The organism is Halodesulfovibrio sp. (assembly GCF_015482765.1).
Lineage (GTDB): Bacteria > Desulfobacterota > Desulfovibrionia > Desulfovibrionales > Desulfovibrionaceae > Halodesulfovibrio.
This window is the reverse complement of record NZ_JADMLB010000081.1, coordinates 1-10,546: the sequence shown is the minus strand read 5'-3', so window position 1 is coordinate 10,546 and position 10,546 is coordinate 1. Positions and strand designations below refer to the sequence as shown.

General features: G+C 40.9%; 15 protein-coding genes. 8 read left to right on the top strand and 7 right to left on the bottom strand.

The window, feature by feature from the left end; translation table 11 throughout:
* The first annotated feature begins 45 nt into the window (after positions 1-45).
* On the top strand, positions 46-231 hold the full coding sequence (locus QZY95_RS16605) for a DUF2158 domain-containing protein (RefSeq protein ID WP_290925616.1): 186 nt from the start codon (positions 46-48) through the stop codon (positions 229-231).
* 389 nt (positions 232-620) lie between these two features.
* On the opposite strand, the gene QZY95_RS16600 is transcribed toward QZY95_RS16605, so the two are convergent.
* Positions 621-938: a pentapeptide repeat-containing protein gene (locus QZY95_RS16600; protein ID WP_290925614.1), complete on the bottom strand. Its 318-nt coding sequence runs from the start codon at positions 936-938 to the stop codon at positions 621-623.
* A 398-nt stretch (positions 939-1,336) separates the two neighbouring features.
* Here QZY95_RS16600 and QZY95_RS16595 point away from each other — a divergent pair, with 398 nt between their 5' ends.
* On the top strand, positions 1,337-1,789 hold the full coding sequence (locus QZY95_RS16595) for a hypothetical protein (protein WP_290925612.1): 453 nt from the start codon (positions 1,337-1,339) through the stop codon (positions 1,787-1,789).
* Here QZY95_RS16595 and QZY95_RS16590 read toward each other — a convergent pair.
* Positions 1,786-2,322 carry a hypothetical protein gene (locus tag QZY95_RS16590; RefSeq protein ID WP_290925610.1) on the bottom strand — a complete coding sequence of 179 codons (537 nt, stop codon included), beginning with the start codon at positions 2,320-2,322 and terminating at the stop codon, positions 1,786-1,788. The genes QZY95_RS16595 and QZY95_RS16590 overlap by 4 nt on opposite strands.
* 522 nt (positions 2,323-2,844) lie before the next feature.
* Here QZY95_RS16590 and QZY95_RS16585 point away from each other — a divergent pair.
* The 3 genes from QZY95_RS16585 (at position 2,845) to QZY95_RS16575 (ending at position 5,058) form a co-directional block, all read left to right on the top strand.
* On the top strand, positions 2,845-3,300 hold the full coding sequence (locus tag QZY95_RS16585) for a GNAT family N-acetyltransferase (protein ID WP_290925608.1): 456 nt from the start codon (positions 2,845-2,847) through the stop codon (positions 3,298-3,300).
* Between the two features lie 273 nt (positions 3,301-3,573).
* A complete protein-coding gene (locus tag QZY95_RS16580; RefSeq protein ID WP_290925606.1) occupies positions 3,574-4,365 on the top strand; it encodes a hypothetical protein in 792 nt (263 codons plus the stop codon).
* A gap of 438 nt (positions 4,366-4,803) precedes the next feature.
* Positions 4,804-5,058 (top strand): hypothetical protein, encoded by a 255-nt coding sequence (locus tag QZY95_RS16575; protein ID WP_290925604.1) that lies wholly within the window; start codon positions 4,804-4,806, stop codon positions 5,056-5,058.
* Between the two features lie 126 nt (positions 5,059-5,184).
* Here the strand turns inward: QZY95_RS16575 and QZY95_RS16570 are convergent, their stop codons facing one another.
* The 3 genes from QZY95_RS16570 to QZY95_RS16565 all read right to left on the bottom strand — a co-directional run bounded on the left by QZY95_RS16570 (position 5,185) and on the right by QZY95_RS16565 (position 6,844).
* The gene (locus tag QZY95_RS16570; RefSeq protein WP_290925602.1) at positions 5,185-5,739 is read right to left on the bottom strand and encodes a hypothetical protein; all 555 of its coding nucleotides are present in this window, start codon (positions 5,737-5,739) and stop codon (positions 5,185-5,187) included.
* 80 nt (positions 5,740-5,819) lie between these two features.
* Positions 5,820-5,906 carry a helix-turn-helix domain-containing protein gene (locus tag QZY95_RS16660; RefSeq protein WP_365971575.1) on the bottom strand — a complete coding sequence of 29 codons (87 nt, stop codon included), beginning with the start codon at positions 5,904-5,906 and terminating at the stop codon, positions 5,820-5,822.
* Positions 5,907-6,202: 296 nt separating this feature from the next.
* On the bottom strand, positions 6,203-6,844 hold the full coding sequence (locus QZY95_RS16565; RefSeq protein ID WP_290925600.1) for a hypothetical protein: 642 nt from the start codon (positions 6,842-6,844) through the stop codon (positions 6,203-6,205).
* Between the two features lie 230 nt (positions 6,845-7,074).
* On the opposite strand from QZY95_RS16565, the gene QZY95_RS16560 reads away from it, so the two are divergent.
* The 3 genes from QZY95_RS16560 to QZY95_RS16550 all read left to right on the top strand — a co-directional run bounded on the left by QZY95_RS16560 (position 7,075) and on the right by QZY95_RS16550 (position 9,470).
* Entirely contained in the window at positions 7,075-8,148 is a 1,074-nt protein-coding gene (locus tag QZY95_RS16560) for an integrase (protein ID WP_290925598.1), read from the top strand.
* Between the two features lie 281 nt (positions 8,149-8,429).
* Entirely contained in the window at positions 8,430-9,014 is a 585-nt protein-coding gene (locus tag QZY95_RS16555; RefSeq protein ID WP_290925597.1) for a hypothetical protein, read from the top strand.
* A gap of 27 nt (positions 9,015-9,041) precedes the next feature.
* Complete coding sequence (locus tag QZY95_RS16550) at positions 9,042-9,470, top strand: hypothetical protein (protein WP_290925595.1); 429 nt, start codon at positions 9,042-9,044, stop codon at positions 9,468-9,470.
* A gap of 4 nt (positions 9,471-9,474) precedes the next feature.
* Here the strand turns inward: QZY95_RS16550 and QZY95_RS16545 are convergent, their stop codons facing one another.
* Positions 9,475-9,609, bottom strand: coding sequence for a hypothetical protein (locus QZY95_RS16545; protein ID WP_290925593.1), 135 nt, complete (start codon positions 9,607-9,609; stop codon positions 9,475-9,477).
* A 178-nt stretch (positions 9,610-9,787) separates the two neighbouring features.
* Positions 9,788-10,342, bottom strand: a complete 555-nt coding sequence (locus tag QZY95_RS16540; protein WP_290925592.1) for a recombinase family protein — start codon at positions 10,340-10,342, stop codon at positions 9,788-9,790.
* Between the last annotated feature and the right edge of the window lie 204 nt (positions 10,343-10,546).

Below are 10,546 nucleotides of genomic sequence, written 5' to 3'. Positions count from 1 at the left end.
GGAAAGGTTTATTGAGCAAATCGGAATAAACTATCCGGAGGCACTATGACATTTGTTGCTGGAGATGTTATTCAGTTGAAATCTGGTGGACCGGAAATGCCTGTTATAGAGTTTGATGCCGAAGCAGGCCTTGTTTGCTGCAGTTGGTTGGTAGGCAGAGAATTGAAAACCGCATCATTTCCTGTGGAAGCCGTTGGCGAATGTAAACTGTTTGTAGACGGTGCATATTAAAGGAAAAAAGCCTTGTCGACTGACAAGGCTTTTTGTTTGGTTATGAATATGTAATGAGGCTGAACAAGATAGAAAAAGCTAAAACGCTAAACACAATTAACCGTTCCATACGATGTCTCCTTGTTGCGTTTATACGTACTGTCTTTATAGCATGTTATGCTGTGGATTTGTATTTGAAATTAATGAATTATTATAATTTGAGAAGCCTATCGTAAGGCAAGTGAAAATTCTGTCACTGCGTGCGGTTATAGCATTTTGATGAATAAATAGACTTATACAATGAGTGTGATGTCTGTGACCGTTTACTAAAAAAAGCCCTAAAAAATTAGGGCTTTTTTCTGCGTACAAGAAATATGGAATGAGCAGTTCCATTTTATATGTATTTTTTGTTATAATACAGGCTTCCAGACATTAGCCTTTGCTAGTTGTAGCAGGCAGATCTTTGCATTGCGTAAGGTTGTCCAATAGAGATAGCTACCAGCCAAATTGGCTCCTTCAAGGTTGGCATTAGCCAGATTCACATCCTGTAGGTCGCAGTTAGCAAGAGTAGCATGTTGTAAGTTGCAACTGTGTAAGTTGTATCCACTTAAATTTTTCTGGGATAAGTCTGCAGAAGATAAATCAGGTTTTACATCTGGATATTCATCTCTCCATTCGTTCCAAACCTTTTTTCCGTTAGATAGTAGCTCAAAATGTGATTGTATCATTCGTATAACCTCATGTTTTCTTGGCAACACTAACAAGTATGTTACGTCTATAATTTGCACAAAAAATAGATGCAAATTTGATGTATGCGATACTAATCGGATGTAATAAAAAAAATAATACACCAAAATAAAAAAAAAATTTCTCAACGTAATTGAGAAAAAAATTTCACACAAAAAAAGAATAAGCAAAAAAGATCATATGAAGCATTAGTACAGGGCTATCTCGTTATAGCATCTTTTTATAATCAAAAAGTATATGAAAGAGATATGACTTTTAAATGCTTTGTGTTTCCAGATAGTTATCTGTGCAAATAAGTAGGTTTTGTGATGTCTTTTTAGACATAACAAAGGGCTTATCTTTAAAGTTAACGAACTCTTAACGAGAGGGAGAAAATAATATGTATGACTATACTCCAGGATTTGAGGATTGGGTAGAGCGAATGGATTCTTTCATGCAAACAGGTCGTTCGATAAAAATAGATATTGAAGAGCTTGAAGTTGAATTGTCTATTGTTAAGGACGATCAGTATGGTGTGAAGTTAAACGGGTGGCTTGTGAATACGACCTCTGACCCCAGTGATTTGTTGAAATCTGTGATTATCGCGTATGAAGAAGCAATAATCGAAGAAGAACTTGAAGTCGCGAAAGAAGACGCCGTTGAACTAGCGAAAGATGATGCAAAAACGAAAGCGATAGAGGCAGACAAGAAGCCGGAAGAGGTAGCTATGGCAATATTGCAGGCCGCAATGAAGGCGGAAATGGGTATTTATGGTGTTGACGGAGAAGAAGTTGCAGCGCTTGTAGCAGAAGGAATAGAAGAACTTCTTTTTGCCTGTGAAGAGTCTTATTAATCCATTGTAATGAGTTCTAAAAGAAAGATCGTTGTCGCACAGGCTCCATACAGTACGGGAAGCCAAAATTCATAACAAAACTTTATGTTCATAGTAGCTGTTATGCTAAATTGATATTTTTTGTACTCGGTGAGTTGCTCTGAGAGTTTTGTGAAATCAATGTTAGGCTGTTTTGTGGTGAGGCTAGCTATTTGATTTCCTATGTAAGCAATGGTGTCATTGAGAGAAGCCGTACAAGTTTGCGTTTCGTTTGCCTTAGAGGAGGTTGCTGCCTGCGTTTTGCATTCAAGGATTGCTGACGTAACAAATGCGATTAGAAAATAAGCTTGAATTAAAAAGATAAAAAGTTGTGGGAGAATTGCATTAGCTTTGAATGTGAGCCCGAAAGGTAAATGAGATATTTCAGCTCCACAAACAATCACCATCAGAATGACTGTTGAAAGTGAAAGAATATTTCTGCGGCACCGTAACACTTGCTCGCTAAATCCTGCAAATTCTGAAGGGAAGAGAGAACCTTTTTGGTCTTTATCCATACTGTCACCTATTAGACAGGGTTGTTCTGCGGTACCCTGTACTCATTGTTGCAATAGGTTGTAACGAACTATGAAATGCCAGCTCATAGTGATTTTGATGCTGCACATTTTGTATTGGCAGAAACTACGATAAGACTATTTAATTATAACTAATTTGCCCCTTTGTTGAAGGAGCTGACATTATAAAAAGGTGATTAGCTAAGGAGGGGGGTGCAAGGCGTTGCACCGTAGGTTGAGGGGCGTAGTTTGTATGTAAAAGTATTGACCACGGGGATTGATAAATATTTTTTGTACTACATGCGAAAAGTAAGGGAAGGAGGACCGTAAGAGTTTTTTGGCGTAAAAAATGCTCATAAGTCCTCCCCCTTTTTCTGGGTATAGTCCTCCAATAGGACATGGTGTGTTTAGTAAGTCTTTCCTTATTTAGTCAATATACAAAATTAGATAATTTGAGTTTAAGTTAAAGAAATATAGGCTGTATTGCGAGGTTTGTTTAAAGAGGCCATGTTAGAGAAGGCAAGTATGGAAGTAGAGCAAGGGATGTTAAAAGATTACGAAGAAGTCCTTCGTATATGGGAAGGGTCGGTAAGGAGTACTCATCATTTTATATCTGAAGAATATATTCAGGAGTTGAAGGGTATCATCTCAAATCAGGCACTACCTGCTGTTGATTTATATGTAGTTAAGAATTCTGAAGGGATTATTCAGGGCTTTATGGGGACAGCAGGTGATATTCTTGAAATGCTTTTCGTATCTCCTACCTGTTTTAGAAAAGGGATTGGCAAGGCGCTGGTAAGTTACGCAGTAAAAAATTGTGACGTAAAACGAGTAGACGTGAATGAACAAAATGACGGGGCTTACCACTTTTATGTTGCGCAAGGATTTAAGATGATTCGTCGTTCAGAGCTAGATGGGCTGGGGCGACCGTATCCGATACTTCATATGGGATTGGATAAGAGGTGTGTGGAGTATATTTAAAATGCCATTTTTTCATCTAACAGAAAAAGGCTCCAATCTTTGTAAAGATTGGAGCCTTTAAGTACCTCATGGTGGAGGCGGCGAGAATGTGTAGCTGCCTCCGTATAGCTCATGACTTCAAGCCGTCCCGAAGTCAGATTCAACTAGGTGTGTAGGGAGAAGGTGCCCGAAAATGTGCAGGATTTCAAGGAGAAAGAATGGTTATGTTTGGATAAATCTTGTTGAGTAAACTTCTGGATTTTTGTAGCTATCCATTAATAAAAAGAGGGTCTTATGTTGGATTTGGATAGTGAGAATGTAGTTATTGCTTTGTCATCTGGTTTAATTGGTTCTTTATTAACTTTTCTGTTTAGCGTTGTTCTGAAGTGGTACGAGGCGAGGAAAACAAGACGTCGATTGTGTCACGCATTTATTGTGCGTACATCCGAGCCTCGTGCCTTAGTACTTTGCATGAGGATAATAATTCATAAAATAAGTACAAGGTGGCCAGAACGGCTAAAAGTCTTTTATGACTTTTGTGAAGAGCGAAATATATCTTATGAGGATGGTGCCGTTGTACTTTTTTATATAATAATGAAAAAAGCTATTGGAGATTCAGGGGAGATTGAGAGGATTCGTTACTGGTTTTTAGGGATGGAAAGGAGTGAGCTTTCAGATTTGAAGGTGTGTGATGAGTTGTTTCATCTGTTACCTGAAGTTGCTCAATTCGACTATTCTTCAGTTCGTGAGATAGATAAAGAACTAGTGAGGTACTTTAGACAGGTACAGCTTATGGTAGAAGAAGAGACTTTTGAGTCTTTATCTCCAGAGTGGCTTCGTGAAGGGTATAAACTGGTTAAGAGGGCTGAAAGACGAACAAGTAAGCTTCACGAAGTGCTACGGAAGTCTGGGAGGATAAGCAAGAGAGCGTCTGAGCGTCCTGTCCATAGTCTTGCTCGACGGTTCTACAGCGATATGACAAGTAATATAGGTAAGGGTGACACTTTTGATAAGGCCGTTGATGAAATCACGCTCGAGAAGGTAGAAGAGTATATTGAAGATTATCTCGCGAAGAGGGCAAGTTGACGATGTTGGAATATATTGTTTTCTTTAGGGAAACAAGTCACTGTACCGAGAATTTGAAGCGAAGAAAGAAGTATATAAAATGGTTGGTAGAGGAATTTGCTAGTGAACTTGGGCGGTAACATATTGATGGATAGCTCTGGCGTAAGAGTGTTGGGGGAGTAATGGAGTACTATTTTAAAACTTATTGCTTACCGTTGGCGTTAGAGTGTGTCCCTTTGGTCTTAAACTATTTGCTAAATAAAAAGAAAGAAAAGAGAGAGTCACTGGGGAGGCTCAGGTTCTTGGTAGTAAAGGTTTCGGCTTGGTTGGAGGACTATACACTTTGGGCGATTGATTCTTTCCACAAGTGGTCGTCCTATCTGCTGGTTGAGGACGAGAGGCCAAACGAGAAATTTATTTGCTTTGCTCAAAAAGCGGCCTGACGATGTGGATTGGACTGTGCTCGATATTTCAATAATGAATAAAGTTTTTACATTTACTAACTACTTAGACATCGTTTCCCGTACTGTTGATTTGCAGAAAGATAAGTACGAAGCTGTTGAAGTTCTTGAACGGCTTTTGTTGCTTTGGGGTACTGCAAGTCAAGTATACAGTTTAGCTACACAGTTACGCAAATTAGCTGCTGAGAATTCTCCCCATCATGTTTTTTATGAAACGTCTTTGAGACAGATGGGGGGATCCTATAAGAAATAGAAGGCGTATGAACAAAATGTGCACTTCGAGCTGCGAGCAAGTTAGATAAAACAGATAGCAGCAGCCGCGAGTTCGATTCTTAAGCTGGGAATCGAATTGAGAGTCGTCGGTAGGGCGAGGTTGTGTTTATTGGTTGATGGAGAGTTCTTTTCCTTTAACTCGTATTCTTCGTAACACTTCTCTTTCAATTTTGGCGTGATAAGGTTTTGTAGCTTCTGAAGTATGAGTTGCATACGGGGGAAGAGGTAAGTCCTTGTAGGGAGTAGAGCAGTGCTCACAATAAAGTAAAATGGAGCCATCATATGAACTCTGACTTTGTTTGGAAACGATATACCCATCACAGTAAGGACAGTACCCATTGAGATTTTTTATACCATTATTACGATACTCCCATCGCCAAAGGATACCATCAATTGTGTCGTTGGTGTAGTTGTAGGGAAAAGGTAATTCTTTCTCTCTTTTCAACCAGTTGGCTAGTAGGCTAATAGAATGGATTATAAGTAGACCAAGTAAGAGGTGGTATCCTTTGATAGGGTAGACAGATGTAAACCAGCTGGCAATCGTTGAGAAGGTTGTCTGGGCGTATGTCAGCACTGTTGGGAAGTAGCTAGCAACGAGCTTGGTAACGACTGCTGTAAGTGCTGTGGTAAAAATGATAGCTGTTACTTTATCTTTAGTCATGGCAGTATATTATGGCCTAAAAACTAACTTGTCTAGAGGGGGGTGAAAGCTGAACAAGTGTTCTATGATTTAGTCTGACTCTAGCTTTTCTTCACTCGCTGCACAGTCTTGGTAGAGCGCCCAAGCTCCTTGGAGATAGCTGAATGGCTTATACCTTCGGCAAGCATTTTATAATCCTATCCTTCTCGTGGGCAGCGGGACGACTTTTGTACTTCCCTTCCTTCTTCGCCTTGGTAATACCAGCTAGCTGATGTTCTCGGCGTAGGTTGGTTTGAGCTATACTCTTTGGATACAAAAAAACTCCACCCCCTTATAGGAGTAGAGCCTTAGTGTCTAATTTGGGAGGCAGCGAGAATGTGTAAGCCACTTCCGAATGCTCATGACTCCAAGACATCTCGGAGTTAGGTTCAATCTTGTGTGTAAGAATATGATGCCGGAAAGTGTGCAGGCTTGCAAGTCTGTATTAGCGAGAGTTCTTGTATTCACCAGTACGAATTCGACGACCAATTTCTTTTTTTGCCCATTTATTAAGCGCATTCCAAAGCAACTCTGGATTAGTTACTGCGTCTCTAGGTAACTCTTCTTCATAATATTTTCTCTGACATTTAGGACAGTATAGGTACATTTTCTGTGGAAAGGTGGTTGTATCTACAGAAAGTTGAATTTCTTCGAGGCACTTCTTTTCGGGGCAGTATGCTTTTAAACCAAAAATATCACCCCAATACCAGTCCCACTTGAATCGGACGTTGCACATTATGTCTGCAGTGTAGCGCTCAGTGGGAGATGTTCTGGATTGCTTGATTTTTCGATGGAGTACGGCTCCGATTGCAATCGCTAGAAGGGCTACTGAAATGTATCCAGCAAGTTCAATTCCCGAAAAATTATAAGACTTGGCAAGCCACTTTGTTGTTGTGGTAGTGCCCTCTGCGATAGATTTTGAGAATGTTTCTCCGTAGTTGTCGGTAATTTTCTTAGCAACTGTGCCTGTTGCATAATTGTAAATGTTAAGGGCGACGTCTTTGCAAACTATAGCAATAAGGATGGCTGGTAGTGTCCACCACCAATGCTGACGAAATTGCTTAAGAATGGTAAAAATGTTCTTCATGAGTTCTTGGTAACACTTTGAAATGATGGAATCAAATTGTGAGGGTTATAAAACAGATATCAGCAGCCACGAGTTCGATTCTTAAACTGGACATCACATTGAAGGGGGTCTGTTGAGTTGTGATTTTCGAGTTTCTACTTTGTAAATAGAAAATTAACTAATTGAAAAAATTACTTTATTTGATGTGGGTTTGTTGTATTACCTGCCGTTCATTTAGATTCGGAGGTAATATGAAACGAAAATTAAAATATATATATCGGCGTAAGTCAGGTGTTTATTATGCTGACTTCTCACATGAAAATAAAAGAATAGCGCGAAGTCTTCGTACCAAGAATTACGAAGAGGCTGTGTCACGTTTTATTAAGCTTAGAGAAAATATGGGATTGCCCGTTAGCCATCTTTTCGATCAGATTAAAGATATTAAGCTCTCTCAAGCATTGGAGCGTGCGAGTTATGAGCACTTTAAGCATTATGCAGACCCCAAAACTCCAAGAGCACATATCAAGAAGCTGATAAGGATTGTTGGCGACCTGCCTTTGAGCAAGCTACGTGCAAGACATGTTAATAAGATGAGGGTAGCTTTGCTCGAACAAGGGCTAACAAAGGCAACGGTAAATCAGTACATGGGTAACTTAAGAGTTATGCTATATCTTGCCCGTGATGCTTGGGAGGAAATAGATTCTTTTCCCAATATTCCCAAATATCGAGAAACAGGAAATCGCTTATTTATATTAAGTCTTGAGCTTGAGCATGATGTACTTAGGTGGATGTATGTTCAGGATACAGAGCGTAACCCTTATTTGAAGCTTCCTTGGGCTGATTATGCAGATTTGTTTATAGTCTTGATGGATACGGGGTTAAGGCTCTCAGAGGCTTTGAATTTAGCTCGTACAGATGTCTACGAGAATCAATTGATAGTTCGTCCAGAGACTTCGAAGGGCAGGAAGGTACGTGGTGTCCCATTGTCACCTGATGTCAAGAAGGTTCTTACGAGACGAGCTGAGAGGTTGCGTGGGGACGAGCGTTATCTATTTGGCGATATAACTAAGTGTGGTGCAATCTGCCGGATGCGGAAGATTAAGAAAGGACTCCAGCTAGAACATACTGACCTCGGATGGCACTCTTTACGGCACACTTGTGCTACTCGCCTTATAAGAGCCGGAGCAAGCCTTGCAGTAGTTCAGGAGTGGCTTGGACATTCGAGCATATGCACCACGTTGAAGTATGTGAAGGTTCTTAATGCAATGAAGAGTGATGCAGTACTGAATATGTCTACAATGTTCAAGCGTTGCTCGAATCTGTGAAAACACCCTGTCATTAATTGCGTATAATGGCTATTAGCACGCGTGAAAAATATAAAAGACGACCCGTAGGCCGCCTTGAGTATTTTTCACGCGTGTTTAAATTTAAACAGAAAAAACAGATAATAAAGGACTCAAGTTCGATTCGCAACTCAGGAATCGAATTGCTCGATGTCTTCTTTCTTAGAGTAAAGTTTGCCACCTATGTTGGAGGTGGCGATAGTGTGTAGGTCAGCAACTTTTTTTGAGGTTGAGCTATGTTCTGCATATTGTTACTGCACGGTATGTTTAAAGAATATTTCCTTCCTATTTTTCTTGGGGCGCTGCCTCTTTCTGTTAATTGGTGGTTGAATCGTAAAAAAGAGCAAAAACAAAAAGAAAGTAAACTGCGTTTTTTTGTTCCAGCTGTTGCCTCTGTTCTTGAACGGTACTCTAATGGTTCGCTTGAAGCCGAGCGTGATGTAAGTCTTTGGGCTGATTCCAACGGAGCCGATGGCAGAGAGGTTGTTGAAGAAGTCTTACTAGATGGTTTCCCAACTGAAATAGATTGGACAGTTGTAGATGATGAGTTGTTGAATAAGATTTTTTCATTCAGCAATGAGATTGATGTGCTGAGGTGTAACTGCATTAGAGAACAAGAAAGTGAACCGAGCCCTTATGACAAAGCATACATTAGAGCTCGCAGATATTACGAGCAAGGAATTAGAGCATGGGAAATAGCTAAGGAGTTGCGGGAGCGTATTGGATTACCATCTCCCTTAGAAGAGCATTTCGAAGAAGCTTGGAGCTACCTCTCAGGGCATTATGCTCAGAAGGATGCAGATTATGTAAGGTTGCTTGCAAAAGCTGAGCAAGAAGAGGCTGCTTAAGGTTAGTAGTAGGGTAAGGGAAGAAGTATGTGGCCTAGAAAGTACATGATTCGAGTCGCAAGAGCGGATGACATGTTTGAGGGAATGGTGTGGGTTCCACGAGAGCATGGAGTAGTGAGACGCCAGATAGTTAAGGTTGTAAACCTTAAGACACATAAGAGCATTTATTGTGAAGCATCTGTGTTGGATGAAAATTTTTTGGATGCTTACAATCAGCCACCTAGGTATACATTGAAAGGTACAGAGTTGGTGATGGGGGAGTGGTATAGAGAGAAACTCGGGGTAGAAAAAAATGAGATGGCAACGTTGCTTGTTGTACCAAGCCCATGTTCAAGAATACTCGCCTGTCTTGCTCACCCGCAAGTTTCAGTAAAGCTATCTACCTCTTTAGGTGTCTTGTCTCTCGTGCTTGGCCTCTTGTCTGTGGCTCTGGGGGTTATTGCGCTTTATAAGTAAGCAGTTAAGAGCGTTGGGCAATTAGTGTAATAATATAAACAGGGAAGAGAGCGGTCTTAAGCATATCAAGAGCTTGAGCTGCCAATTCCCCTTCGCCCCATAGTCCAATCGAGATGATGCCGACTATAAGGGTAAGCATGAGAGGGCTAGTTCCAGCTCCAACGAGATTAACTGCTAGGTTTTTTACAACGTTAAACATTTGAATCCTTTTGTTTAAGATTCCTTACTGTTAGCTGTGCGTCGATGTCAATCAGGCTCAAGTAATAAACAGATACAAGCAGTCAAGAGTTCGATTCTCAAGTACGGAATCGAATTGGCTACCTCTCTTCCTTCTTCACCCTCTGCACGGTCTTAGTGGAGCATCCAAGCTCCTTGGCAATGGCAGAGTGGCTGAAGCCTTCAGCGAGCATCTCCTTAATCCTGTCCTTATTATGGGCGGCAGGTCTTCCCTTGTACTTTCCTTCCTTCTTTGCCTTTGCAATACCTGCTAGTTGACGTTCTCGGCGTAGGTTGGTCTCGAACTCAGCAAATACTCCAAGCATTTGAAGGAATGCCTTACCGCTGGCAGTAGAGGTGTCGATAGCTTGGTCGAGTATTTCCAGTGATGCCCCCTTTGCTTCCAAACGCTCTACGATAGAGCATAGGTCGCCCATGTTCCTTGCAAGGCGGTCGAGCTTCCACACAACTAACTTGTCTCCCTTGCCTATGATGTCCAGTAGGATGGACAGCATTTCGCGCCCGTTCATGGTTGTTGCACTTGCTCTCTCTTCCTTTACAACAGCGTCAGGGTATTTAGCGAGGATAGCAGTAGACTGCATTGTAGGGTCTTGGTCGAGGGTAGAGACACGGCAGTAAGCGTAAGTATGGGGCATAAGGTTCTCCTTGTGGACATTGAAGTCTTAGATTCAAGGTTTGGATAGTGGACATATGTCAGGATGTCAAATTAAATGTCCATAGCTTTGTCCACTGGACGTAGGGTATACCCAAGTGAACACAAAGGCTGATTGTTTTCTTTAACGGGTAGTCATCTAACAGTATTCACAGCCCACAATTTTGCAGTCTGTGAAGTTTCTTAT